20 protein-coding genes and 1 pseudogene are annotated in these 25,757 nt (G+C 44.2%); 9 read left to right on the top strand and 12 right to left on the bottom strand.

The genetic code is table 11. The annotated features are described in order from the left end of the window. Window positions 1–316 precede the first annotated feature (316 nt). The 3 genes from rseP to F6K64_RS23260 all read right to left on the bottom strand — a co-directional run bounded on the left by rseP (window position 317) and on the right by F6K64_RS23260 (window position 3,587). Window positions 317–1,408 (bottom strand): RIP metalloprotease RseP, encoded by a 1,092-nt coding sequence (gene rseP, locus F6K64_RS23270; RefSeq protein WP_008178559.1) that lies wholly within the window; start codon window positions 1,406–1,408, stop codon window positions 317–319. A gap of 97 nt (window positions 1,409–1,505) precedes the next feature. Beyond that, window positions 1,506–2,789, bottom strand: a complete 1,284-nt coding sequence (gene serS, locus F6K64_RS23265) for a serine--tRNA ligase (protein WP_008178561.1) — start codon at window positions 2,787–2,789, stop codon at window positions 1,506–1,508. Window positions 2,790–3,017: 228 nt separating this feature from the next. Beyond that, entirely contained in the window at window positions 3,018–3,587 is a 570-nt protein-coding gene (locus tag F6K64_RS23260) for a DUF3611 family protein (protein WP_008178563.1), read from the bottom strand. Window positions 3,588–4,328: 741 nt separating this feature from the next. Here F6K64_RS23260 and F6K64_RS23255 point away from each other — a divergent pair. Together F6K64_RS23255 and F6K64_RS23250 are read left to right on the top strand one after the other, a co-directional pair. Then, complete coding sequence (locus F6K64_RS23255) at window positions 4,329–4,733, top strand: PadR family transcriptional regulator (protein WP_081431986.1); 405 nt, start codon at window positions 4,329–4,331, stop codon at window positions 4,731–4,733. A gap of 248 nt (window positions 4,734–4,981) precedes the next feature. Next, complete coding sequence (locus F6K64_RS23250) at window positions 4,982–5,530, top strand: cofactor assembly of complex C subunit B (protein WP_008178567.1); 549 nt, start codon at window positions 4,982–4,984, stop codon at window positions 5,528–5,530. A 150-nt stretch (window positions 5,531–5,680) separates the two neighbouring features. Here the strand turns inward: F6K64_RS23250 and F6K64_RS23245 are convergent, their stop codons facing one another. Then, window positions 5,681–5,998, bottom strand: a complete 318-nt coding sequence (locus tag F6K64_RS23245) for a DUF3155 domain-containing protein (protein WP_008178570.1) — start codon at window positions 5,996–5,998, stop codon at window positions 5,681–5,683. A gap of 484 nt (window positions 5,999–6,482) precedes the next feature. On the opposite strand from F6K64_RS23245, the gene F6K64_RS23240 reads away from it, so the two are divergent. Beyond that, window positions 6,483–7,904 (top strand): GAF domain-containing sensor histidine kinase, encoded by a 1,422-nt coding sequence (locus tag F6K64_RS23240; protein WP_008178573.1) that lies wholly within the window; start codon window positions 6,483–6,485, stop codon window positions 7,902–7,904. Window positions 7,905–8,436: 532 nt separating this feature from the next. Here the strand turns inward: F6K64_RS23240 and F6K64_RS23235 are convergent. Continuing rightward, a complete protein-coding gene (locus tag F6K64_RS23235) occupies window positions 8,437–9,687 on the bottom strand; it encodes an S-layer homology domain-containing protein (RefSeq protein ID WP_008178575.1) in 1,251 nt (416 codons plus the stop codon). Window positions 9,688–10,054: 367 nt separating this feature from the next. Beyond that, a complete protein-coding gene (locus F6K64_RS23230) occupies window positions 10,055–10,483 on the bottom strand; it encodes a tellurite resistance TerB family protein (protein ID WP_008178579.1) in 429 nt (142 codons plus the stop codon). 77 nt (window positions 10,484–10,560) lie between these two features. Between F6K64_RS23230 and F6K64_RS23225 the strand changes: the two genes are divergently transcribed. After that, window positions 10,561–10,794 carry a hypothetical protein gene (locus F6K64_RS23225; protein WP_008178581.1) on the top strand — a complete coding sequence of 78 codons (234 nt, stop codon included), beginning with the start codon at window positions 10,561–10,563 and terminating at the stop codon, window positions 10,792–10,794. A gap of 310 nt (window positions 10,795–11,104) precedes the next feature. Continuing rightward, the gene (gene aat, locus F6K64_RS23220; protein WP_008178584.1) at window positions 11,105–11,689 is read left to right on the top strand and encodes a leucyl/phenylalanyl-tRNA--protein transferase; all 585 of its coding nucleotides are present in this window, start codon (window positions 11,105–11,107) and stop codon (window positions 11,687–11,689) included. Between the two features lie 12 nt (window positions 11,690–11,701). Here the strand turns inward: aat and F6K64_RS23215 are convergent, their stop codons facing one another. Beyond that, the gene (locus F6K64_RS23215; protein WP_008178586.1) at window positions 11,702–12,277 is read right to left on the bottom strand and encodes a hypothetical protein; all 576 of its coding nucleotides are present in this window, start codon (window positions 12,275–12,277) and stop codon (window positions 11,702–11,704) included. A 130-nt stretch (window positions 12,278–12,407) separates the two neighbouring features. On the opposite strand from F6K64_RS23215, the gene F6K64_RS23210 reads away from it, so the two are divergent. The 3 genes from F6K64_RS23210 (at window position 12,408) to hpnH (ending at window position 17,889) form a co-directional block, all read left to right on the top strand. Continuing rightward, the gene (locus F6K64_RS23210) at window positions 12,408–15,347 is read left to right on the top strand and encodes an efflux RND transporter permease subunit (protein ID WP_008178587.1); all 2,940 of its coding nucleotides are present in this window, start codon (window positions 12,408–12,410) and stop codon (window positions 15,345–15,347) included. 94 nt (window positions 15,348–15,441) lie between these two features. Further along, window positions 15,442–16,413 (top strand): hopanoid-associated sugar epimerase, encoded by a 972-nt coding sequence (hpnA, locus tag F6K64_RS23205; RefSeq protein WP_008178589.1) that lies wholly within the window; start codon window positions 15,442–15,444, stop codon window positions 16,411–16,413. Between the two features lie 456 nt (window positions 16,414–16,869). Then, window positions 16,870–17,889, top strand: a complete 1,020-nt coding sequence (gene hpnH / locus F6K64_RS23200) for an adenosyl-hopene transferase HpnH (protein ID WP_008178591.1) — start codon at window positions 16,870–16,872, stop codon at window positions 17,887–17,889. Between the two features lie 291 nt (window positions 17,890–18,180). Here the strand turns inward: hpnH and F6K64_RS23195 are convergent, their stop codons facing one another. Together F6K64_RS23195 and F6K64_RS23190 are read right to left on the bottom strand one after the other, a co-directional pair. After that, window positions 18,181–18,849: a hypothetical protein gene (locus F6K64_RS23195; RefSeq protein ID WP_008178595.1), complete on the bottom strand. Its 669-nt coding sequence runs from the start codon at window positions 18,847–18,849 to the stop codon at window positions 18,181–18,183. 177 nt (window positions 18,850–19,026) lie between these two features. Then, a pseudogene (locus F6K64_RS23190) lies at window positions 19,027–20,127 on the bottom strand (serine hydrolase domain-containing protein). A 151-nt stretch (window positions 20,128–20,278) separates the two neighbouring features. On the opposite strand from F6K64_RS23190, the gene F6K64_RS23185 reads away from it, so the two are divergent. Then, window positions 20,279–20,632 carry a hypothetical protein gene (locus F6K64_RS23185; protein WP_287266390.1) on the top strand — a complete coding sequence of 118 codons (354 nt, stop codon included), beginning with the start codon at window positions 20,279–20,281 and terminating at the stop codon, window positions 20,630–20,632. 15 nt (window positions 20,633–20,647) lie between these two features. On the opposite strand, the gene F6K64_RS23180 is transcribed toward F6K64_RS23185, so the two are convergent. From F6K64_RS23180 to F6K64_RS23170, 3 genes are all read right to left on the bottom strand, one after another. After that, the gene (locus F6K64_RS23180) at window positions 20,648–21,874 is read right to left on the bottom strand and encodes an ABC transporter ATP-binding protein (protein ID WP_008178601.1); all 1,227 of its coding nucleotides are present in this window, start codon (window positions 21,872–21,874) and stop codon (window positions 20,648–20,650) included. Next, complete coding sequence (locus tag F6K64_RS23175) at window positions 21,875–22,684, bottom strand: ABC transporter permease (RefSeq protein WP_008178603.1); 810 nt, start codon at window positions 22,682–22,684, stop codon at window positions 21,875–21,877. It abuts the gene before it with no gap. A 348-nt stretch (window positions 22,685–23,032) separates the two neighbouring features. Continuing rightward, window positions 23,033–25,756, bottom strand: a complete 2,724-nt coding sequence (locus F6K64_RS23170) for a glycosyltransferase (protein WP_008178605.1) — start codon at window positions 25,754–25,756, stop codon at window positions 23,033–23,035. Window position 25,757: the final 1 nt, after the last annotated feature.

Genomic DNA, 25,757 nt, shown 5'->3' with positions numbered 1-25,757 from the left:
GGTTGGAAGGTTGAAGGTTGACAATATCTTAGGGTCAATGTCTTCTGAAGCTACACTAGTAAAACCAACAGGGTAAACTAACCTAGGTCAAGAAATCTTTGTACCTGTAACCTGCAACCTGTAACCTGTAACCTGTAACTTGCAACCTGTAACAACTTGCAACCTGTAACCTGTAACCTGTAACCTGTAACCTGTAACCTACAACCTGCAACCTGTAACCTACAACCTGCAACCTGTAACCTACAACCTGTAACCTGTAACCTACAACCTGCAACCTGTAACCTGTAACCTGTAACCTGTAACAACCAAACACGGGTCACTGGAATAAGTTTTGTACCCAACCCAGGTTAGCTGTATCCCGAATAATCAAGAAGACACCTAAACCCAGAAGCAGCACTAGCCCAGTTTGCATAATATTCTGCTGTACTTCCATGGGCAAGGGCTTACCTCGAAGTCCTTCAATCAGTAAGAAAGCCAGCTGACCACCATCAAGGGCTGGTAGAGGCAAGATATTAATAATCGCTAGATTGATACTAATCAGAGCTGCAAACTGTAAAAGATTGACAGCGTTGGAACGAGCAATATCGGCTCCAATCGCCACAATTGCCACTGGACCGGATACTTGTTCCGCTGTTTCGCCAAAATTACTCAGTAGCTGACCAAAGCCTTCCAGGGTTAAGACTGTAATGCGTTGATATTCTTCGGCACCACGACTGAATACCTCCAGCAAACTACCAGCACGCTTACGCACTTCCTCCCCATTGGGAGACAGTTGTACACCAATTTTTCCTTTCCCATCTATCCCTGGTTCCGGAATCACCTTCAACAGTAGCGTTTGTTTTTGACGCTGTATCCGCATTTCCAGGGGCTGGTTGGGATGATTTTGAATCGCTTTCATCAGGAAAGTAATCCCTTCCGGGTTTGCTTCCAACTCTTGACCATCTACGGCGAGAATTATGTCTCTTGGTTTAAGGCCTGCTTCTGTAGCCACTAAACTGCTTTCTGGGGCAAGTTTAGGCACTACCACACCCGCTTGGTAGTTGAATTGGGAGATGCCAACCATTCCTACCTGAGCCACAAGCAGGAAGTAAGCAAAGACTAAGTTAGCAATGACACCAGCACTAATCACAATTGCCCGGTCTAGAATCGGTCGGTTGCGGAGCAAATTGGGGTCATTGGGGGGAATCTCGCTATCGGGGTCATCATCAGGAAAACCCACAAACCCCCCTAGGGGAATCGCTCGCACTGCATACTCAGTTTCTGGACCCTGATATTTCCATAGAATTGGACCAAAGCCAAGAGAAAAGCGATTGGCATAGATTCCTTGCAGACGAGCTGCCATAAAATGACCCAGCTCGTGAACAAGAATCAAGACTGCCAAAACTGCAATCGCCGCCAAAATTGACATATAAGTGAAGAATTTATTTAATGTAATGTTAACTTCATTTTTCTATTGTATAGGCATTGCAATTAGGTTCTAGGTTCTAGGCTTATGGCTGATGGTATTACAAGACGTCTCGCCCCATATAAGGCTGTAAAGCCTCTGGGATCTTAACCGTTCCATCCGGTTGCTGATAATTTTCCAGAATGCCTGACATAGTACGCCCCACTGCCAATCCTGAGCCATTGAGAGTATGAACAAAGTGAGTGCCTTTTTTGCCGGACTCTTTGAAGCGAATCCTACCCCGCCGTGCCTGGAAATCAAAGCAATTGGAGCAACTGGAAATCTCCCGATATGTCCTTTGCGAAGGCAGCCAAACTTCTAGGTCATAGGTTGTAGCGGCTGAGAAACCGATATCCCCTGTACACAGTTCTACAGTTCGGTAGGGTAATTTCAAGGTTTCCAAGATCGCTTCAGCATTCTTAAGCAGTTTCTGATGCTCTTGGGAGGAGGTACTAGGCTCAACAATTTTCACTAGCTCAACTTTATTAAACTGGTGTAGTCGAATTAGACCCCGGGTATCCCGTCCATAGCTACCCGCTTCCCGGCGAAAGCAGGGGGTGAAGGCACAGAGATTAATGGGAAGTTGGGATGCTTCAAGGATTTCGTCTCGGTAGAGATTCACCAATGGCACTTCTGCTGTGGGTGCTAACCACAAATCATCATCAGAACACTTGAAGCTGTCCTCGGCAAACTTGGGCAACTGACCGGTAGCGGTTAGGGATTCACTGTTGATTAGTACCGGTGGCATCACTTCGGTATAGCCAGCAGCAATTTGCTGGTCAAGCATGAAGTTGATTAGTGCTCGTTCCAAAGCAGCACCAGCCCCGATCAATGTCACAAATCGACTCTGAGCGATTTTCACCCCTCGCTCAAAGTTAAGAATGCCGAGTTTTTCGCCAATTTCCCAATGGGGGAGAATCGGAAAATCCTTGGGAATGTACTCATCACCCCAGCGATGGACTTCCACATTTTCGGCTTCACTCTTGCCAATCGGTGTGGATTCGGAGGGCAAGTTGGGGAGGGATAGCAAGAGGGTGTTCAGCTGGTCTTTTAGGTCTTTTTCTTTGGGTTCCAGTTCGCTCAACTTAGTTTTGATTTGGTTACCCTCTTCCTTGAGCGACTGAATTTCTGGGCTTTGTGGAGGACTACCCGATTTGATTTTTTGACCAATCAGCTTACCAATTTCATTACTACGAGCCTGCAACTGGGTGCGGGATGTTTCCAGCTCCCGCTGACGCTGATTCAGTTCCAGAATAGGTTGTAGGTCATATTGATTGACACTACGTCGGTCGAGTAGTTCTTGAACCTTTTGTGGATTTTCCCGAATTTGCTTTAGGTCAAGCACGAATTTTCTTTACTAAAATGACGCGATCGCATGATCGGTACTCATCTGAGCAACATCGATCTAACTTCACCAATTTGCCACAGTTTTCTTGCCAACGGCAATTAACTTCTCCTGGGAGTAGGGAGCGGTGCGACAATCAAGCAAATTTAATTACGGGTCAAGCGCACCGAGGGAGTAGGGAGTAGGGAGTCGGCTGGTGAGCTGGTGAGCTGGTGTGGGGTATGTTGGCTAGCGACTGACTCGATTAAATAGCCACAGGGAAATGGCTATGCCAACAAAATTAGCAAAAATAGTGTTGATGTTTGCCTGCACAACAAACAGGTCTATCGGTGGAACATCATTACAAGCCAACCCAACTGGACTTTGTTGCTGAGCTAGAGCTAGGGCTACAAGGCTGCCTATGACTGCAAATGAGCCAATGATGGTCAATAACATTCCTACTAAACTGACAATCAAGCCCAGCCTAATCGTTTGAAGGGTTTGAGCTTTGCTTGGTATGTCTGACCCATTGGCAGCTAGCAGCCGACTAGCGATGCCAGTGTAACGGTAGGCAAAATAAATGCCTATACCTAAAGCCACTAGTCCACAAACTACGAAAAAAAGACCGAAGCCGATTCCTTGACCCCCTTGATTGTCAGGTTGAGGGCTGGCAAGGGCAAACCCTGCAAACACTAAAATCAGCGTAGAAATAACCCCTAGGATTAACTGAGTCCAGAAGGAAATCCAACCGAATCTGCGTAGGGTTAGGGCAATTTTTTGACGAGCTGGTGGGATGGAACTGTCAGGTATCTCTCGCATGGGGGCTGTGTCCCTTGAGTAATCACTTTTGAACCGCCTACCACGCGCTCCGCAACGCGAAAAGACGTAGGGCTAATCTTGGGTTGGAAGCTAAACACCCTTGTGGTAGGTCGGGGGGGTCAGCAACCAACTTTATTGTGACAAGGATTGATGACACTCGCAATTCATCCCCAGCTAAATCGCAGATAAAGCCCTGAGGGACTTCTTGTGGGAACCGTTAATTTTCTACAAAACCTGCCTGAATGGGTCCTATGTGAGATGAGCAATATTAATGGTTCACTTTTGTGTTACACTAACCCCCACTTACTCCAACCCCCACAAAGATTGCTATATATTAATCCCTCCATGCCCCCATCCTTCCATCCCCGATCATCCTCTCTAGGTCGCATCAATGAAATTGGTGTTACTCGTCTGTCTTGTCTTCCTTCCCGATGTTCCCCTTGATAGTCGGTAGTTTTGGATAACGGTTTCGAGCAATTATTAAAGTTGATCTTTACTTTTTAGGTGTGTTAAGTCCAAAATTCATTAAACTTTCATCAAATTAGGGAGATATTTAAACCCTACGCCAGAGATTTTTAAGTTATAAAGTGTGATAGCGATGTACCTACCAAGGTGAGTCGTTTAAATAAAACTCACTGCAAAACGCGCGTGAATTTCCCAGGGTGCCTCCAACCATGATTATTTGCCAGAAAACCCTCTAATCCCATCTAGAATAACTGGGAATTCCAACTACATATGCAGATGAAATTCGAAGATATCTATAACTTTTTCCAAGATCCTCCACCCAACTATCTCAATAAAGAATTAGCCGTATGCTATGTGCTATCGGTGTTGTTGCAAGGAGAATCTTATGGAACACAACTGATCCAACAACTGGAACAAGAATACCCCACCTATCGACTTTCAGATACTGTCCTCTACAGTGCACTGAAGTTTCTTGAAGAAAAACAGGCAATTTCAGCCTACTGGCAAAAAGTAGAAGGAAGAGGACGCCCACGCCGGATGTATCAAATCTGCCCAGAGTGGCAGGAGAAAGCTATAGAACTGGCCAGTTTTTGGCATGACTATATGGCTGAGGAAACAACCGTGGGGAAATTTCAGCCAAGGACTCCCTGCCACCAGTCTGTTGTTGAGTCAGTTAGGTAGGGAAGTAGCAATTTTTTCCAGGGTGCTGTCTTTGAAAACCCTGGTGGCATCCCAGAAGTCAGGTGATGCATTGTCTTACCCAGATGTGAATTCAGGTGAATTCAGGGCGTGCTAGCTGCTAGCCATCTACCCACACCAGCATCTTACAGCCTCTAGCTAGTGGGTACCGAGGAGCTAACCTGACCAAAGTGTGTCTAAGAAATTGTAAAGTAGTAGCAAAGGATGTGTATTTTTATCGTTAATATTCAGTGAATACAACTATTCTTGCTTCTACACTTTTGCTAACCCTTTTATTGGCAGTAGGTTTGTTTTTCTTTATTCGAGCCTCTGTGAAAGACCGAATACAACAAGTCAAGTTAGCTTCCCCAGAAACAGAAGAATCGCTTCTAAATCAGTTGAAGCAATATTTTGATCAAAGAGCCTACCAGGTGGCGGCGGTGGATGCTGCCACTAATCAAGTCACGTTCCAGGGGATAGTCCGACCGAGTTGGTTTCTGGCTATCTTTTTAACCGTCTTAGCTGCCTGTGGTATAGTCTGCTTATCTCTAGTGCTCTCTATTTTGTTTCCGACTTTGACTAAGGTGTTTTTGGGGCTAGTGGCACTAGCTCCCGCTGCGGGCCTTTTTTATTGGAAAAAAGCTGAGCGACTCGAACAGGTATCTCTGAAATTAGAATCAGCGTCTACCCAAGCCCCTGGGGATCAAGCCACTGCGGAGCAATCTTTGGTTATAGTCACTGGCCATCGCGATGAACTAATACAACTTCAACAGTCTCTGAAACTAAAACCCTTGCTGTAAGCAAGCAGGGTTTGACATCCTCCCCAACTATAATCAGCGAGATCAATTTCCAGAATAGGTAAATTTACCAAGATACTTAGCCCTCCTCAAGCCAAAGAGTTTGAGGAGGGCTAAGTCAAAGCACTTTCAATAAATATTACCAGTAAGGTTTCAGCGGCTACGAGCGGCAACCCCTACCTTCTTTAAGGGAGAGTTGATTAATCGCAAACTGGGAAACAGAAAATGATTTTCTTCCACATATTGGGCACCGAAGAGCCCTTTTTCTGCCCAGAAATAACGGTCTGTGGTATGCTCGTTACGTTTGACCAGTAGTAGGGCAGGTGGAACTATCCCTTGTGATCGAATGTATGCCCGTGCTGCTGTAACCGGTTTATACTCGCCACTTTCTAGATTGTACTGAGGTACATGCTCAAGTATCTTGCGCCCTTCTTGGCGGCGGCGACTCTTACGCTTACGTCTTCTTGCCAACCTTTTTACCTCCTCTTTTTGCTGGCAATTGTAAAGATAGTTACAAAAGCCGTGGAAATTATATCGAGTCTTTTGAGAAATATCAAGCTCTTGTCATAGAACTAAATAAACCGGCTGAAACCTTTGACAGCAATACTTTAGGGGATTTTCAGTTTCCTGATGACCTCCGGAAAATTCATACAAAAATTTAATTTATTTAATAAAAATTAAATATAATTAGAAGAAATAGCCTTAAACTCATCCGAGCATTACACTGATCAGGTGATGAGGTGATGGGGTGATCAGGTGATTGGGCAACGGATGTAACGGATATTTGCCATAGGTCTAATGACTGATGACTTATCACGCTATGACTTATCACGCTATGACTAAAGCTGACTAAAGCATAATAGTCAATTGTTTAAGGGGTTCGACATTTATAGAAGGGAAGCTGATAGTGGCTTAACTTCGAGTAGGATTAACCCAGATCACTCATCTATAGCTCATGTTCACTCGATTCAGTTCAGAATTTGTCTCCCTGTGTCGAAACCAAGTGGCTTTATTAACCCAAGGACTGGGAGCAGCTAGTGGTGCTGTATATTTAACGGAAGAATTCGTTGAGGGAAATCAGGCAAAGCTAATTCCTGTGGTAGTTTATCCGGAAACAAGTACCGTGTGGGATATGAGTGATCCTGACTGGGTTTTGCCACAGAAAATAGGTGAGATTGATCAGATTCCTCGATTATCCAGCAGCTTACCTCGGCTACTCCCTCAGGGAAATAACCAAGATCAAGATTTGGGTTCAACCTCTTTTGACTGGACAGAAAATTCCCTACAGCAGCAGCACCAAATTGTTTTACCTCTAATCCATGAAGGGATAGTGATGGGGTTATTGGTGAGTGCTCGTGATGATAGACCTTGGAATCACACAGAACAGGCAAGTGTGGAAAGCATTGCCAGAACCTTAGCGATCGCATATGTCATAGAACAGCGTCAAGGTTGGTTTGAGCAGCAGTTGACTCAGCACAGACGTCTACAGGCAAAACAACGGGATATGCTTGATGATCTGCTGCATCAATTTCGTAATCCCCTGATGGCCTTACGAACCTTTGGTAAGCTACTGCTGAAGCGACTGGTACCAGGAGATAAAAACTATCCAGTGGCTTCGAGCATTATACGAGAAAGCGATCGCTTACAGGAGTTGCTGCAACAGTTTGATGCTTGCCTGGACATGAACCAAACCGGTACAGCATCCTTAACTTTGCCTGTAGCTACGGCTGAGGCTTGCTCATCCCCAGAATCAGATGATCTTGGGGAGATTTACCCAACTAGTCACTCCGAACCACACTCCACCCCAGGGGAATTTCCCCTACTCACGGACAAAACTCTTCCGTTGCAACTGTTTGCGGTCAAGGATGTCTTAGAACCCTTGCTTATATCTGCTGACGCTATTACTCAAGAGGCTAATTTGGAGTTGCATTGCTCTATTGCCCCTGATTTACCTTTGGTGAAAGGGAATCCTAAGGCTTTACGGGAAGTCTTGAGTAATTTGATTGACAATGCTTTGAAGTACACCCCAGCTGGGGGAAAAATTGATATTCAAGTTGGTGTTGGACAATGGCTTGATCATGGTGATGCTATAGCGATCGCAATTAGTGATACTGGTCCAGGTATTGCTCCAGAAGACTTAGACCATCTGTTTGAGCGACATTATCGGGGAGTTCAAGCTAATGGTCCTATCCCTGGCACTGGTTTAGGATTAGCGATCGCAAAAGAACTCATGGCATACATGCAGGGTGATATTGAAGTCTTTAGTCCTGCCAAACTACTATCAACTGAGGAAAATGGGGAATTATCCATTAGTCATGGTCAAGATAACTCAAGGATGGGAACAACCTTTATCGTTTGGTTGACTTACGCTCAGTAGCCCTCAGTAGATAGTTGTTGTTGACCAAAAATATGGGTTTCAAGCCTGGCCTTTGGCCACGCTACTTGAGGTGCCCTTCTAGGGCGACTTTTCCAGGAATAATGTATAATATATTTAATTGTGTAGCCTAGCACAGGCAGGATTCGTCGGTACTGCCCTATTTAATAACGAGCGTTTTGCGATGCTAGTACACGAGGCGCGAAAAACCTCGCTATACGCATGGATCTTAACGGATACCGAACACCAGTAAAATACAGTTTCAAAATATTTAACGTACCGTGGGGCACACGGAAACGGGGAAATTCCCAACGCTTAGGGAGATCAGCCCACTGGGGTTAGTTAAATTAGGCTCGATATTTGGTTTTTAAACGGGTATTTGGCTTAAGTATTGCCTTTCAGGATAGCTAATTTTAAGGCGTGTCGTAGAACTAAGAATCCTCGCTCTTTTAGGGCGGGGAGTGTCAACGTTGAGAGGTTGGCTGTGATTGGTTAATCTATCATCCTCTCAACAGTTAACTGTCCACATATGTAGTTACTGACTGCTAATCACCAGGTCAGAGTCGATGGTAAGCTGTAAGTCGGTTTCTGGTTCAACCACAAATAGGTCAACGCTGCTGCTACCAAATAAACGTTTGCCGATATTTAAAGCGATGCCAGAACTAACTCCGATCAAGATTTCTTCTGTAGCGATCGCACGGTCACCGGTAACGGCAGAGATAGCAGCGGCGGCAGCGGTACCAACTGCTGCATCTTTTAGGATACTCCCTGGATTGCTACCCTTGCGAATGGTTTCAGTGGTGGTAATTTCCTCAGAGGTGGCATTAAACGATAGGGTTTCACCATTGATCAACAGCTGCTGAGCTACAAACTGAGCTCCCTCTTTTGTCGCACGCAGTTCGCCAACCACTTCACTACCAGCAGGAATCAGCAACTTGCCCTCATCAGCAGTGGTAATGTTTAAATCCACTGTCAGGGTTAGGGGAATAGTTTCCTCTTGGGCGAGCAGAATTTTATCTTTTTTGTACTTAACCGGAATAGAAGTACCTGCAGGAATTGTGAAGGCTACAGGTGCTGGATTGGGATCGATAATGTATTGGGAGCTAATCACTGGGGCTTGTTCTGTTGCCACCAGCGCTTGGTACATAAAAGCTGCAACTTCTGCACGAGTTGCATTCCGAGTCGGATTGAGAAAGGCAACGTTAGGATAATTAACCACCAAACGATTTTCTGTAGCAGCAGCGATGGGAGCACGGGCAAAGTTAGAAATTTGGCTGCCGTCGCGGTAGAAACTGACCAGTTCTGAGGTAGAACCGCTGGAAGAGAAATTCAGTCCATTAGAAAGGGCAACTAAAACTTGTTCACGGGGAATATTTTGTTCAGGTCTAAAGATATTACCAGGGTAACCACTTAGAAATCCGGTTTGGTAGGCTTCCTGAATGGCAGGATTTGCCCAGTAGTTGGAAGCAACATCCACGAAACTGTTGCCACCGCGAATCGCGGGTTTATTGAAATCTTGATTTGCTTTACGCAGCATTGCCGCAAACTGAGCGCGGGTCACTGGTGCATTTGGTCTGAAGGAGCCATCAGGAAATCCGGCAATAATACCGCGCTGGGACAATTCCCCAATAAACTCACTTGCCCAGTAGTTGGATGAAACATCGATAAAGTTAGTGCTTTGGGCAAAGGAGGGAGCAGGTGCGACTAGGGGAGCCATGGTGGTGGCGGTGAGTCCAAGGGCTAAAACAGCAGCAGTTCCTGATTGAAAATGATTTAGGTTAAGCATGGAAGGCATTCTCTTAAATTAATGTGTTCTTAATTAAATAGAACCAATCAGATGCTAGATGTTCCTAGGTTCAATAAAATTGTTTTTTTTGCTCAAAATAAGCATAAAAAACCAGATTACGCCTGTTTAATAACAATCATTTCGGCACAATCTGAGTAATTTGACGCTAGTAACATTCCATGAGTTGCCAACCACTTGCCAGATCAAAAATTGTCACATTAGCCCAAGGGGGTGGGGTGACCAGTTGACCCCGTGTGGAGTGTAGTAGGAGAGTGCTCAGGGTGACCCTAGAGCTAGAGTTGCTGGGTAAGTCCTGAAGTTTTGAAGACTTACCCAGCACTTAGCCACTGATCTACTGACGCAGTAATCAATCAGTAAATTGCTTATTAATCCACCGGCGGTAAATTTTTTGAATTGCTTTGAGTACTTTTTGACTACTCGACTGCTGAGATGGACTGCTGGGGTCGAGTAACTGCAAGCGATTCAGAAGTTTCGCTTCTTCTGTGTCTACCAGCCCATCACTATAAATTAAAGCACTGAGGGCTTCAATCAAGCGCTGATAGTCTTCTGGACTAGGGCGATCGCCTAAATACTCTTCCACCCAACTGTAGCATTCATCTGCTGACACAGCTTTGAGTTCATACAGTAACGGTTTAATCTCTGGGTCGTCAGCAACTCCATATTCCTTGGCGACTTTATACAGATATTCCCGTTCCTCTGCCTGAACTTTACCGTCTATCCAGGCGGCACCGATTAAAATTTTGAGCAACTGTTTGACATTAGAATTTGTAACCATGACTTTATCTCTCCAGTAGGGGGGAACCGAACCAATACAGCACTTGTTGCCGGGAGCAGGTCAAATTTGCAGAACAAATGAACTATATAGGGAACAGGGAGCAGGGAGCTGAGGCCGTAGGCCACGCTACGCGAACGGAGTTGGGAGCTGAGGCCGTAGGCCACGCTACGCGAACGGAGTTGGGAGCTGAGGCCGTAGGCCACGCTACGCGAACGGAGTTGGGAATATGGCATCAAAAATTCTCACAATTCCTAAACGGTACCCTATACTATCAGAGCAACCTAAAACACATTAGGGAGCTATGGCTTTAGTACAAATGTTCTGCATAAGTGACATGCTCCCCTTGTTGCCAATCAACCTTGAATCATCAACAGCTTGCCACGATTAGGGGAAAAGGGAAAGTGGAAAGGGAATAGGGGGAAGAGTGGGAAGATTGGGCAGACGGGGGAGAACTTTGTCAAAAAACCGGGTTTGTTAAAACTAACTTAGTTACACCCCTTTATCTAGGTAATAAACCTCATTTCTTTAAAGCCAATTTTTTTTTCACAGAAGTTTCAACCGGTAGTATGTTACGTTTAGTTCTACTTAACTAATTTAGTTCTTACTTACACAGTTCTGTTAATGGAAATCGATATTGATTACTTAATTCAAGGGTATGCTCAAGGCTATTTCCTAATGGCAGATGATACTGGTAATTTAGGCTGGTACTCAAGCCGCAAACGTGCTATAATTCCTCTCGATGATCGGTTTCGCTATCCTAAATCTCTGCGTCGTGTCCTAAATCAGGAACGGTTTAGTGTCAGCATCAACCGAGACTTTTTAGGGGTAATGACTGGTTGTGCTGACCGTGAAACTACTTGGATTTCTCCAGAACTAAAGGAAATTTATTGGCAATTTTATAAGGCTGGATGGGCCTACAGCTTTGAAACTTGGCAGGGAAATCAGCTAGCAGGAGGAATTTTGGGCATTGTAATTGGTGGAGCGTTCATTGGTGAATCGATGTTTTATCGGATTCCGGAGGGCTCGAAGGTAGCGATGGTTAAGCTAGTAGAACGGTTGCGTCATCGAAACTTTTTGCTGTTTGATGCTCAGATGATGAATTCTCATCTAGAACGGTTTGGTGCCTGTACGGTAAATGAGCAAGAGTATAGTCTGCTATTACAGCAGGCAATAGCACAAACCTGTTCCTTTGATGAACCGATCTAACTCAGCTAGGGCTTACTTGCTCCAAATAGCCAAACCTCCTCCCCGACCTCTAGCAGCAATGCAACGGTTTTCCACTAAAAAGTAGGTGAAGAATGCTTGTTCTTTTAAGGGTTGCTCATAGAACCTAGTTTCCCGGTCTTGTCCACCTTTAATGTAACCTTGATAAAGTGTTAGACCAGATAACGATATCCTGATTTGACTAAAGTCGAAAGCTAAGATATTGGTCTTAGGATAAAACTTCGTAGGACCGGTGAGAACTATTTGAAGCGGTCCAAGTTGAACAGCATTTTGAACCGTGCCTTGGTCTTGAGAAGACTCTGATGGGGAGTAGGATAGGTAAATTTTGATCCACTTTGGCAGAAATCGTCCGCTACCCAAGATCACCCCTGCTCGTTGGCGCGATCGCTTTGTCCCAGTAATAAACCCTAGTCGCCAAGTTCCGATCAGTTGTGAATAGCCATGGCTGAGTTTGGTTCGTTTAGCAGTTGTCTCTGCCTGAAGTAGTGCCTCGACTACAGCTGATGAGGTCGGGGGGGTCACCGATGGGCTTGTTAAAAACTCAATCGCTTGGTCTAGAGCTTTATCCATTGCTAGCAAGTGTCTTAGGGAAGTGTGGCGCTACTGGGTCAATCCCATGTCTTGAGAATCTAATCCGATCTTATCGCCGATCGCTAAAAGTATATCCTAGGGGAACAGTGAATTAACATAATTGTCTTGAATGGTCAAGTTGAGTTCCCTCAATGCCTTACGAAAGCGGTTCAATATTTCCCGGTTAGCCATTAAGTATTCCCGAGTAACCATAGGTTTTTGGATCGCAATGGTTGTGGCTGGGCTTTTGGCGTTCAGTTCCCTTAAGTATGCCCTATTCCCAGATATTACGTTTCCGGTGGTGGTGGTCAATGCTCAAGTGCCATTGGAGACTGCCCTGGAAACTGAGCAGAAACTGACTCAACCGATTGAGGAAAGGCTTTTCCCTTTGGCAGGACTCGATCAGATGGTTTCCTCAACCTACCCTGGTCGAACAGTAGTTACCCTCTATTTCCATGTCGGAACCGATCTCAACTCCTCTTCAATGGAGGTTGAAAAGACACTGTGGCAAATTGCTCTTCCTGAAGGTGCAACCTTTCAGGTCATTCCCTTCAATTTGAACGAATCCTCTGCAGTTAGCTACACCATCAAGAGTGATACTAAAGACCTGAAGGAATTAGCTGAGATTGCTAAGACTAGTGTTTTACCAGAGATTGCTCAACTTCCAGGAGTTCTGAAAGTCAATTTGTTGGGAGGGGGGGAAACTACCTTTACGGCTCTCAATTCTGGCTCAGACTTGACCAAACAAGCACCAGAAATTATTAAGGAGGAACAGCGGCAAGATACTCCCGAATCTCCCATACCCGTTACCCCAACTCGGATTCGCTTCAATGGACAGGAAGCTTTGGCTTTTCAGGTGATCAAAGGGGGTGATGCTAACACCTTAGATGTGGTTAGTCGGGTAGAGGAAACAGTGCAAAGGCTACAAGGTAGTTTGCCAGGGGTGCAGTTAGTCTTAGCAGTGACTCAAGCTAACTATATCCGGGAAGCGACTCAATCTACTATTGATGGTTTAGTACTGGCAATTGTTCTGGCAGTGTTGGTAATTTTTACTTTCTTGCGCAACTGGCGTGCCACCCTAATTACTGCCTTGGCAATTCCAATTTCCCTACTGGGAACCGCTATAGTGATGGCTATCTATGGGTTCAATCTCGAAACCATTACTCTACTAGCTTTGGCTCTGGTAATTGGGATTATCATTGATGATGCGATTGTAGAAGTCGAGAACATTTCTCGGCACTTGGAGGCTGGGGAGTCTCCTCGACAAGCTGCTCTTTCTGCTACTAATGAAATTGGTCTGACGGTTTCTGCTTCTACTTTGACCATTGTGGCGGTATTTCTACCGGTTGGTTTAATGGGTGGTAACTTAGGACAGTTCTTTAAACCCTTTGGTCTGACGGTTTCGGCAGCAGTTCTTACCTCTTTGCTAGTTGCTCGAACCTTATGCCCAGTGCTTGCGGTTTATTGGCTTAAACCTAGGCAGGGGAAAAGGGAACAGGGAACAGTAAACAGGGAAAAATTATCGACAGTAGTTTTCGACTTTTGGTTGAGGTCTAATCCTAAGTATCCTGATTTGCTGCGCTGGTCCCTAGGGAATCGGAAATTTGTAGTAGCATTAGCGGTATTGAGCTTGGTGGCTGGGATTTCTCTGATTCCCCTAATTCCTCAGGGGTTTATTCCTACCCTAGACCGAGGGGAATTTATGATTACCTATACAGCACCGTTGCCTCAGATGCCTAGTGCCTCTCAATTTGGTGATTTAATTAATAAGATTCTGAATTTGGGAGGGTTTGATACTAATAGTCAGGAGTCAAAGCCATTAAGTAATTCAGATACTAATTCAGATACTAATCCAGACCTTAGGGAGCAGCTAAAACCACAACTATCAAAACCAAAACTATCAAATTCCGGGTTTAATGGTCTATTTGCGATTCAAAGTGGGATGAAATTAGTACTGAACCAATCTGAGCAGGTGGCTAAGCAGTTGGAAGAAGCGGTGCTGGCTTTCCCAGAGGTGGAATCGGTCTATACAGTTGTGGGGGTACAGGGTGAGCCGAACAAAGGTAACCTTCAGGTCAAACTTAAACGTAATCGCCAATATACTACTGCTCAGGTTCAGGAAAAAATGCGGGCTGCTTTGCCGAAGATCTCTGGTGTAACTACTAGTGTTGAAGATATTCAGTTTATTGAACTACCTACTCAAAAACCGGTTCAAGTTGCTTTATTGGGTGATGATTTAGAGGTGTTAGGCAATAGTGCTGCGGATCTCAAAAATCGGATTGAGACATTACCAGGATTAGTGGATGTAGAGGCAACAGGTCAGAATAATCGAGGCAATAGGATTACTGAGATTGAGCATGTTAATGGTCAGCGAGGAGTTTATGTTCGCGCTAGCCTTAACCAGGGTCACAGGTTGGGAGATGCGACTGAGGAGGTGGTAAAGGTGGCCAAATTGGTTTTACCCGATGGTGTGAGGTTACAACTGTGGGGGGATTCGGCTCTGAGTAGTCATGTGCTGGGGAGTTTTGCTGGCACCTTGACCTTGTCTGTTACCTGTATGCTGTTAGTGCTAATTTTGCCTTTTGGCCGATTGTTAGAACCGATGGTGGTGGGCTTGTCGTTGCCCTTATCTATTGTGGGAGCAATGCTGGCACTTCTGATCACCCAGAGTGATTTTGGCATGATTTCTCTGATTGGTCTAATTTTTTTGCTGGGACTACTTGACAAAAATGCGCTTTTGCTGATGGATTATGTTAACCAACTTCGTCGAGGTGGTTTAAGTCGCACTGAAGCAATTCTGGAAACGGGAGTGGTGCGTTTGCGACCGATTATAATGACTACTGCTTCGACAATTTTGGGGATGTTGCCCTTGGCATTGGGATTTGGTGCAGGAGCAGAATTGCGACAACCGATGGCTGTGGCAATTATTGGTGGATTGCTTACGTCTACGTTGTTGAGTTTGATTGTTGTACCAGTATTGTATAGTCTGCTGGAAGATTGCTGGGTAGGATTATTTTCTGGTATAGCGCTACGCGCAAGTCAGAAGTCAGAAGTCAGAAGTCAGAAGTAAGCTATGACTAAGTTTCAGAGTTTAGAAATGTCAAACACCTTAATTGGTAGTGCTATAAGCAATAAGGAATTGGGAAACAGAGGAGCGTGCGTCAATGGCAATCAAAGCTTTCGTCACTGGAGGAACAGGGTTTATCGGTGCTCATGTTGTGCGATCGCTACTTGAAGCAGGATACTCCGTGCGAGCTCTGGTGCGCCCTACTAGCCAACTCGATAACCTCCAGGGTCTAGATATAGAAGTCGTTATCGGTGACTTAAACGATCCAGGTTTGTCCCAACTGATGCAGGGATGTCAGGTATTATTTCATGTCGCTGCCCATTATTCCCTGTGGCAAGCGGATCGAGATTTACTCTATCGTAACAATGTCGAGGGAACCCGTAATGTGCTACAAAGTGCTGGTAAAGCTGGGATTGAACGCACTGTTTACACCAGTTCAGTAGCGGCTATTGGTGTGGGTAAACCTGGGGAAATTGTGGATGAAACCCATCAGAGTCCTGTAGAGAAATTGGTGGGTGACTATAAAAAATCTAAGTTTTTTGCTGAACGGGAAGCAATCAAGGCAGCTGAATCTGGTCAAGATGTGGTGATTGTTAATCCTAGCGCTCCCATTGGTCCGATGGATATTAAGCCAACTCCTACCGGAGAAATCATTGTGCGCTTCTTACAGCAGAAAATGCCATTTTATTTGGATACGGGATTAAATTTTATTGATGTGCGGGATGTGGCTCAGGGTCACCTGTTGGCGTTAGACCGGGGGAAAAAAGGCGATCGCTATATTTTAGGTAACCAAAATCTATCTTTCAAATCCTTATTGGAGCAACTTGCGGACATTACTGGATTGAGTGCGCCTCAAAAAACTGTTCCGGTCTGGCTACCGCTGAGTATGGCTTGGATTGATGAGTGCGTGTTGACTGCTTTCGGGAAAACCCCTTCTATTCCGCTCAATGGGGTGCGTATGGCACAACACCCAATGTATTACGATGCCTCGAAAGCGGTGAGAGAGTTAGGGTTACCCCAATCTTCGATTAGGAAAGCCCTCAAGGATGCTGTTGATTGGTTGAGGTAAGGGAACAGCGGATCTGGGAACAGGGAGCAGGGACTGAGGCCGTAGGCCACGCTACGCGAACGGAGCAGGGAGCAGGGAACAGGGAATAGATAGACTTTTGGCAGCTTTAAAAAAGTTAACACAGTTCCGTTTATTTATCTCTAGGTACTTACCGCTGGCGGCAGGAAATAGGGAAACCGAGAACTGCGGCGAAATCTAGGATTTTAAGCAATTCGCGAACAGTATTGTTAATACCAAGTTGCGGTCAAACGTACAACTTTCTCTTCCGCCTATCTCCCTATCTCCCTATCTCCCTATCTCCCTATCTCCCTATCTCCCTATCTCCCTATCCAACCAATCACTCTCTTTGAATGCAACTCGGTATAATTTATCGGCGAGGCTGATCATAGTTCAAGCTGTAGGGTAATCATGATTACCCTCAATGATTAGCGTTAATTATATGGTGTGAGGACAATTATGGCAATTCAATTACAACAAGCCCTTGATGTCGGAAAGTATATTGTTACCCAGCGTCTTTTGGGTCGTAAACGCTTTCCCCTGGTGCTGATGTTGGAACCTCTGTTCCGCTGTAATCTAGCTTGTTCCGGTTGTGGCAAAATCCAGCATCCTACGGAAATACTCAAGCGCCAGCTAACTCCTGAAGAGTGCTTTGCTGCGGTGAAAGAGTGTGGTGTTCCTGTGGTTTCTATTCCGGGGGGAGAACCTCTGCTTCATCCACAAATTGACGAAATTGTCAAGGGTTTAGTGGCATGGCGAAAGTATGTCTATCTCTGTACCAATGGGTTGTTGTTAGAGAAGTCTCTGGATAAGTTCCAACCTTCCCCTTACCTGACTTTCAGCGTTCACTTGGATGGCTTACGGGAACGGCATGATCAGTGTGTGGACCGTCAGGGGGTATTTGATAAGGTGGTGCAGGCAATTCGAGCGGCTAAAGCTAGGGGATTTCGTGTGACTACTAACACGACGGTGTTTGAGGGAACTGATCCTAAGGAAATCCAGGAGTTCTTTGATTTCTTGGCCATGTTAGGTATTGATGGCATGATGGTTTCTCCTGGATATAGTTATGAATGGGCACCAGATCAGGAGCATTTCCTGAAGCGGGAACAGACTAAGGCGATGTTCCGGGAAATTTTAGCGCCTTTGAAGGCTGGGAAGAAAACCTGGAATTTTAACCATAATCCTTTATTTTTGGATTTCCTGATCGGGGAGAAAGATTACGAGTGTAGCCCTTGGGGAAGTCCTAGTTACAGTGTTTTGGGGTGGCAAAAGCCTTGCTATTTGTTAAATGAAGGGCATTATTCCACTTTTAAGGAATTGCTGGAGGAAACGAATTGGGATCAGTATGGTCGCGCTAGTGGTAATCCTAAGTGTGCCGATTGTATGGTCCATTGTGGGTATGAGCCTACGGCGGCTATGGATGCGTTTCAGCCCCAGAATATGGTTCGTGCTATGGGCAGTGTGTTAGGAGGGGTTTAAACCTGACCAATTTCCCAGACCATAAAGCTGGCGCTAGTTCCTAGGTCTAAGTGGTGATGGATTGCTAAGCCTGGCAGGATCGGCAAGGTCAACTTGAGCACAATACACACAATACAATAAAAGCGATCGCATTAATCTGAGGCGCACGAATAAATGCGATCGCATTAATCTTAGCTTTCTGATTCTTGATTAAATTGACATTGAAATCAACTTCAAGGTCATTATTGAATTGGGAATGAATTGGTTTTACTAAAACCCCATTATCTGCTGCCCCTTATCTAATCACAAAAATTAAAATTTAAATCCTAATAAATTCCAATAATTTAGGAGCCAGATAAATAGCCATGCCGCTAGCATACTCAAACAATAATACCCTCGTCTGATCCAAGACCAATTTTTGTCTCTCCAAGCCAGTAAACCAATAATCGATACTACAGTAGTCAAGCCTGTGGTGACAATGGGTAGATAAAGTAACGCAATCATCACAGGGGGGATTCCGAAGAAAAATTCCCAGAAATCTATTATACTAATAGCTATCCCCATCCCGCTGAAAAAGCATAAATTCAAGATACTAATCAGACCAATGATCAACTCCACCAGACGAGTATGTCGTGAAACTAGAGATAAGCTTTGATTTTTGCGGCTAATTAATGGTCTAATTAGCCAAACCAAACATCCCCATAGGAAGATTAGCACACAAAATCCTACCAGTCCAACCTGTAAAACAAGAGTTTCGTACCAGGCTAACTTTTCATAGGTTAAATGGACATGACTACTCAAAGACATAGCAGTAATTTTACCCTGACTATCTTTCCGAAAACTTATATACATATTGCTGTCAGGATAGCGAAATAGGAGTGGCTCAAATTCCTCCCATTTACTTCCTCCTGGAAATACAGTTAAGGTGCGGTCTGGATTAGTTTTAATAGTAAATAATCGTCCAGATTCCAGCAAAACCATGGCTAGTTTAACCAGGGAGTTTCGAGGATATCGAATGAAGCGATAGCCGCCATTAATTTGTTGATATTGCTGTTGATATTGCTGTTTATAATGCTGGGTACTATTAGCTTGAGGGCTAGCTTTAGAGCTAGCTTCAGGGATAGGTTTAATAATCGTTTCAGTAGGTGAGGTAATGGTCTACTGTACAGGATAATAACGATCTAAAAACTGTTCAACCAAGTCGTCTCGCAAATTCTCATTAAGACTGTTACGATTGTAAGCAATATAGAAACCTAACTTTTGTTCTGGGATTAAAAACACCAGATTAGTATACCCTGACATGCTACCGCCATGCTCAATTATCCGTTGATTATTCACAAAGCGCTCAAAAAAACCATAAGTAGATCCTGCCGATTGAGGAATGTTCGGAAAATTAGTATAGTGTTGGTGGTGCATATCCTTTACTGTAGTATCATTCAGGATACGCTGTTTACGATAACGACCTCCCTGTAAATGAGCAATCATAAAGTGGGCCATGTCTTCAGCAGTAGTAGTTAAAGCTGTAGTAGGAACACTTTTATTACAGGTAAAGGCTTGCTTTAGATAATTGCCATTTTTGTACCGATATCCTACAGCTAAGTTAGCTGCCAGCTGATACGGTAATGGTTGCTGAAAACTACTTTGACTCATATCCAAAGGTTGTAGGATAGTTTGGTCAATATATTCACTGAAAGGAATTCCAGCAACCACTTCTACTAAGTAACCTGCCAATGCTAATCCTACATCACCATAAACATATAATTGACCTGGTGGTCGCACTCGCTCTGGTAAATTTTCTGTGAGAAATTTTTCTAAGGATAGCAGCTTAGACTGGCAACGAGTGGCTCCGCCAATCACCCAAGCTACATCGAATCCATCAGTATGAGTTAAGAGATGATCAACTGTAATTGGCTTAAATTTATCAGTCTTAATTTGAAATTACTTAAGATACTGGTTAATATCTTCATGTAGCTTAAGCTTACCTTGCTCGACTAGTTGCATTACTGCTGTAGAGGTAACTAGTTTAGATACAGAGCCTACACGAAACAGAGTTTTGTTAGGAATAACCGGTATCTTATCCTCAAGGTTAGCGTAGCCGTAGCCTTTCGAGAAGAGAATCTTGTCATCTTTTACTAAGGTGAATACGGCACCAGGAATATGATTTTCTGCCATTTGATTGACAAAAAAGTCGTCACTAAATTTTTCTATATCCTGGAATTTAGTTAGTTCTAACTGGGAATCATTGGCTGTAGATACCATAGGCAAATCCTGATTAGATACATTCAAGGATTCCTGAGCAAATACGGGCAGTACAGAAACACTAAGAATCAAGATAGCTAAACTTATTGATTGAATCAGCTTTAATAATCTATATACTATTTTTTTCAATAGTTTTAGATTTGATAAATTTTTGCTCAAAGGGAATCGGGAATCGGGAATCGGGAATCGGGAATCGGGAATCGGGAATCGGGAATCGGGAATCGGGAATCGGGAATCGGGAATCGGGAATCGGGAATCGGGAATCGGGAATCGGGAATCGGGAATCGTAAAGCTAAATCTGTTACCTGTTGCCTATTACCTGTTCCTCAGTCAACAATCAAGCAACATTAAACCTACCCTTCACCGAACGCCAAAGGCGAACAACATTCAACATTCAACTTTTACCCAACCTTCAACCTTCACCCAACATTCAACCTTCAACCAACATTCAACCTTCAACCAACATTCAACCTTCAACCAACATTCAACCTTCAACCAAATTTAAACCTTCAACCAACTTTCAACCTTCAACAACATCCCAACGAAGCGGTGGGCTAATAATACCTTTTTCGCTATCTTTTGAACGCACTAAAAGCTGATACACATGCCAATGGTAGTCATAGGTATAAGCCCGATTCGGTTCATAAACCCCAACATCAACAAAATACTTACCACCGTTTAAATCTAAGCGGGATAGATGGAGTTTTATTTTTCCTTTACCTTTAATACCTGGTAAGGATGCTCCCATGGTAGTTGTGTTAGTCTCAAGACAGATTTGACCATCTTCAGTGCTAATGATGACACTAAAAATTAGTCCATCAATTGGTTGAAGTGACAAGTACTCAATGTCAATGGCCAAGGAATCACCACTATTAATCTCTAAGCTAGGTAACAGCAGCACATCGGTAATTTCTACTTCTAGAGAGCCAAACCGGTTTTCATTCATTCGCAGTTCCACACCAGACCTAGTCAGTTGGGCAGGTCTGTTGGGAGTAGGTTGCTGGGTTTGCGATCGCATTTGATTGACATACTGTCCTGCTACCACTTTTGGCTCACCGTAAGCCATGATTTGTCCTTGTTGTAGCCACAAAGCGCGATCGCAAAGTTGCTCAATTTGCTCGCTACTGTGAGAAATTAGGACAATAGCACAGCCAGACTCTTTCAACTGAGCAATTCGTTCCAAGCACTTAGCCTGAAATGCCAAATCCCCAACGGACAGAAACTCATCAACTAGCATCACATCTGGGTCTGTGTGTACAGCCACCGAAAACGCCAGCCGCATCTGCATCCCTGTACTATAAGTGCGGACTGGGTTATCGATAAACTGCTCAAGTTCAGCAAACGTCACGATTTCATCAAAACGCCGCCCCACCTCTTGACGAGTAAGACCTGCTACAACACCACTAACAAAAGCGTTTTCTCGCCCAGTCAAATCTGGATGGAAACCAGCCCCCAAATCCAGCAGCGCTCCAATGGAGCCATTAACCCTAACCTTCCCTTCATCCGGTTTTCCAACCCCACCAATCAAGCGCAATAACGTTGATTTACCTGCTCCATTGTGACCGAGAATGCCTAGCATTTGGCCTGGGGAAACCTTGAACGTAATATTCCGCAACGCCCAAAACCCTTCCGCTGCCATAATATGCCGAAAACCCGACAGCGCCGCCTCCATAATAGTAAGCGGTCGCTCAGGATGATAGTAGTTAAAGCGTTTACCGAGTCCTTGAACAATAATTGCATCAACCATCTATAATTCCTCCACAAAGCGATCGCTCTGCCACCGGAAAATTTGAAGACCGATAGGTAAAAACACTGCCGTGACCAAAGCCATAACTAGCAGAGCTATCCAATCCGGTGGTGTTCCTTTAATTAGTACAGCGCGATAGGCGGTAACCAGATGCACCATCGGGTTAAGGTAATAGAAAAACTGGTAATTTTTGGGCACATTAGTAATTTCATAAAAAATAGGTGTGAGATAAAAAAACAGCTGTAGAAGTACACCGATAGTATGCTGGGTGTCGCGAAATATTACATTAAGCCCAGCTAGTATATAGGCTAAACTAATGGTAACGGAAAACTGTAGAGCTTGTAGGATTGGTAACAGTATAATTACTGGCTGTAGCTGAACACCATCGATTAACAGAAAGATAACTAATATTGGCAGGGCTAGAATAAAGTGAATCAGACCTGTTGTTACGGTAACCACCGGTAAGATAGCGTTGGGAAAACCCGGTTGTCGGATCAGGGGGCGATTACTAATAATCACCCCAGTGGCTTGAAAAAGAGACGTGTTAAACCATGTCCATACCAACAAACCAGAAAATGCAAAGGAGGTATATTGAGGAATATCAACCGACAATACAAAACGGAAAACAAAGGAAAATACAGCTAGCTGGAGTAGTGGATTAAGCAGCATCCAAGCTACTCCCAAAACTGACCGTTTGTAGAGTAGCTTCATCTCCCGATTAACTAGCTCTCGTAGCAAATCATAGAGATAAGAAAGCCGCCACTTGTAAAATTGTTTGAGTTTTGATTTTCGATGTTGTATTGAAGACATTGGAGTAATATAGCATTTGACAGCAGTTGTCAATTGGTTTAGGTAATTTCGCCCTCCCTGGTTTTTAGAGAGCAGGGAGCAGGGAGCAGGGAGCAGGGAGCAGTAAATAGGGAATAGTAGGAAATAGATCCGATTATTTGATGATCTATTTTAAAATGCTATATTACTATTTTTTTAGACTTTAATAAAGCAGTAAATTAAAGCTTGATAGGGCTTTATTCAACCCATTGTGATTTAATTTTTTAGTTATTCAAAAAAACTTAAAACCTTGATTAAATAAAAGTTTCAGTCTTTGGCTGAGATTATTGTTTTACGAGAGTGAAACAATATTGTGATAATTTTTGTTCCCTACTCCCTACTCCCTACTCCCGACTCCCGACTCCCGACTCCCGACTCCCTACTCCCGACTCCCGACTCCCTACTCCCTACTCCCTTTGCTATACGACCTTCACGTTTAACCCGCAGATGGGACTGCCACAAAGACCAAACTCCAGCCAGATTACCTGTCATTTCCAACCAGATTAGGGAGATTGGATAATCGCTCCAACCTCTGAGCCGTTGATAGATGCGAGATAAATGAGCAAGTGGCAATCCCAGCACTATTTGCACCAATCCTCGCCAATCCCCATCCTGTAGCCATGTGGTCAGATTGTAAGCAACATGACCTTTACTGTAGTTGTAAAGCTGACGATGTAGCTCTGCCATTTCAGTGCGATGCTTATGCCAGACATAAGCGCTTGGCTCATAGATGAGGGTGTAGCCAGCTTTAAGTACTTTATAGAATAAGTAAGTATCTTCACCAACTCCTGAAGGCATACCGGGACCGAGGGCTTCGTTCATTAGACCAATCTTGGGATGACTAAAGATACTGGCACGAAAAGCAGCATTAGCGGTTGCTCCTAACTGCCAAGTTGGTACAGCATGGCGTGAAAAGGATTCAAACCAATCTCCGTTAACCTCAAACTCCTCAAAGCCCCGTCCCAAGCCGCCATAATTTTCAAAACACTGCTGGGCATTGGTTTCCAACTGTAGGGGCAAAACATTACCTGTGACAATCATCACATCCGCTCTAGCAAAAGGAGCGATTAGTTTTTCTAACCAATCCGGTGGCACAGTAACATCATCATCCGTCGCAATCACAATATCCCCAGTACTAGCAACAAAGCCAGCATTGCGAGCATAAGCTAGTCCCTGACGGGATTCACTAACTAAGACAACATCAGGAAACTCAGCAACCACTGGTGGAGTCAAACCAGAAGCGGGATGATTATCAACTACAATAATTTCCAATTGTCGAGTATACTTTTGGGCAACTATGCTGCACAAACACCTCCGCAAATCTTGGGGTCGATCATAGGTAGCGATGATAATAGAGATTGGTATTTTATCAGGTAAACAGGTTAGTAAATCAGTCTCTTTATCCGTGACTTTATAGTGATTATTTAAGATAGATATTGCTTGAGTATAGCAGTAATACCTACTGAAGTTAAGGTTTACTTCCAGCAGCTTCATACCAAACTGATTGACAATAACCTCAATTAAGCGACTCTTGCTAATCCCTCGATCAGGGTTAGGAATATCAACGCTACCTAAAAGCTGATCATGCCATTTCACAAAGACTCGTACTGATGAGTACTCTTTAACATCAGTTAATGCCTGTAAAGGTTCCCGTAGATCCACAGTCCGCACTGCCATACCTGGATTGGTTTTAACCTTTTGGATTTCTTCCTTAGTCAGAGCAGGAAAGATAGGGTCAGAAAAAATCGGGTAGGGAGCACTATCTACATCCTCTTCTGTTTCCCGTTCTTGCTCACCGAAAGATTTAGTAATCTCAGCAGCAGTGTGGCGAGCTTTGTGATAGCGAGTTAAACCAATGAAGCAGCCTTTTAATTCAGCCAGAATTAAATCCCGTGGGAAGCGAGTGGGATGTTTGAAACCAATCCACAGACGTCTTAAATTCCAATACACTATCCACCAGAGCAAAATCGACAAGAAAGAAAGACACTCATCTGGATAGGCAAAGAGACTACGGATACAGTAAGAAAACAGACCAATACTGTTATTAGTAATTTGCGTACGCAACTTAGCATAATCCCGTCGATGTCGATGGCGCACTATGGCACTAGGCTCATAGACGAGGGTATGTCCTTCCTTAACCACCCGGAAAAACATTTCTAAATCACCACCACCATTAGTCACAGTACCCACATCTAAAGCAGGGTCAAAGAAACCAATATCATCAAATACTGAGCGGCGATAAGCCATGTTTGCCCCTGTACCGAATTGTCCAGTACCCAGGAATTTCCAAGGCATTTTGTTGCCTCGATTAACCTGATACCACTTACGCCTCATGCCTCGCCCGAAGCCGCCATACATTTCAAACAGCACTTGTGCTTCGGTTTCCAATTCATAAGGCACAACTAACCCAGTCACTGCCATAACGTCAGGATGTTTAATAAACACTAGCGCTAATGCTTTTACCCATCCTGAATCAACCACTACATCATCATCAGTATAGGCAATTATGTCTCCTTTAGCTTCAAGAACAGCTCGGTTTCTCGCCCAATCTAAACCCGGACGAGGTTCACAAATATAACGAACATTAGTATAAGTTTCCACCAGTTTATTAGTGTCATCACTGGTGGGAGCATTATCAACAACTAAAATATCTAAGTAAGGATAATCGAGTTGATTGATAGCGTCTAAACATAGAGCAAGATCAGCAGTGCGATCGCGAGTACAAACCGCAACTGTTACTAACGGCAACTTGCCCTTATACTCTGGTGGTGACACATCAAACAAATCCTCAAGACACAACCTTTCGCGTCCGAGGGGTAAGGATAATCCATTGTACAAAAGGCGATTGATAATCGTCTCGCTATGGCCTTCCAGAATAAGTTTACTTAAGGTTTCTGCTGTGCAGTAACCATTAGTAATCGGTGCTTGAACATATCCAATTGGCGCACCATGGAAGCGAACCAGTCCTTTCACTGCAATATAGCCATCTAAACCATCAAGAGTAGTCAGGGGGCGGCTCAATTCAATGTCCACCACTTTGATTGGATAAAGCATA

The sequence above is a fragment of the Moorena sp. SIO3A2 genome (assembly GCF_010672265.1).
GTDB classification, from domain to species: domain Bacteria; phylum Cyanobacteriota; class Cyanobacteriia; order Cyanobacteriales; family Coleofasciculaceae; genus Moorena; species Moorena producens.
Note: the sequence above shows the minus strand (reverse complement) of the source record. Positions and strands in the feature narration are given on the sequence as shown.

Coding starts and splice junctions, on each gene's coding strand:
- F6K64_RS23170 (WP_008178605.1), bottom strand. CDS start 25,756: ATGCTTTATCCAATCAAAGTGGTGGACATTGAATTGAGCCGCCCCCTG.
- F6K64_RS23240 (WP_008178573.1), top strand. CDS start 6,483: ATGTTCACTCGATTCAGTTCAGAATTTGTCTCCCTGTGTCGAAACCAA.
- F6K64_RS23195 (WP_008178595.1), bottom strand. CDS start 18,849: ATGGTTTTGCTGGAATCTGGACGATTATTTACTATTAAAACTAATCCA.
- F6K64_RS23180 (WP_008178601.1), bottom strand. CDS start 21,874: ATGGTTGATGCAATTATTGTTCAAGGACTCGGTAAACGCTTTAACTAC.
- F6K64_RS23260 (WP_008178563.1), bottom strand. CDS start 3,587: ATGCGAGAGATACCTGACAGTTCCATCCCACCAGCTCGTCAAAAAATT.
- F6K64_RS23235 (WP_008178575.1), bottom strand. CDS start 9,687: ATGCTTAACCTAAATCATTTTCAATCAGGAACTGCTGCTGTTTTAGCC.
- F6K64_RS23225 (WP_008178581.1), top strand. CDS start 10,561: ATGAACTATATAGGGAACAGGGAGCAGGGAGCTGAGGCCGTAGGCCAC.
- F6K64_RS23175 (WP_008178603.1), bottom strand. CDS start 22,684: ATGTCTTCAATACAACATCGAAAATCAAAACTCAAACAATTTTACAAG.
- F6K64_RS23255 (WP_081431986.1), top strand. CDS start 4,329: ATGAAATTCGAAGATATCTATAACTTTTTCCAAGATCCTCCACCCAAC.
- aat (WP_008178584.1), top strand. CDS start 11,105: ATGGAAATCGATATTGATTACTTAATTCAAGGGTATGCTCAAGGCTAT.
- hpnA (WP_008178589.1), top strand. CDS start 15,442: ATGGCAATCAAAGCTTTCGTCACTGGAGGAACAGGGTTTATCGGTGCT.
- F6K64_RS23210 (WP_008178587.1), top strand. CDS start 12,408: ATGGTCAAGTTGAGTTCCCTCAATGCCTTACGAAAGCGGTTCAATATT.
- F6K64_RS23230 (WP_008178579.1), bottom strand. CDS start 10,483: ATGGTTACAAATTCTAATGTCAAACAGTTGCTCAAAATTTTAATCGGT.
- F6K64_RS23215 (WP_008178586.1), bottom strand. CDS start 12,277: ATGGATAAAGCTCTAGACCAAGCGATTGAGTTTTTAACAAGCCCATCG.
- rseP (WP_008178559.1), bottom strand. CDS start 1,408: ATGTCAATTTTGGCGGCGATTGCAGTTTTGGCAGTCTTGATTCTTGTT.
- hpnH (WP_008178591.1), top strand. CDS start 16,870: ATGGCAATTCAATTACAACAAGCCCTTGATGTCGGAAAGTATATTGTT.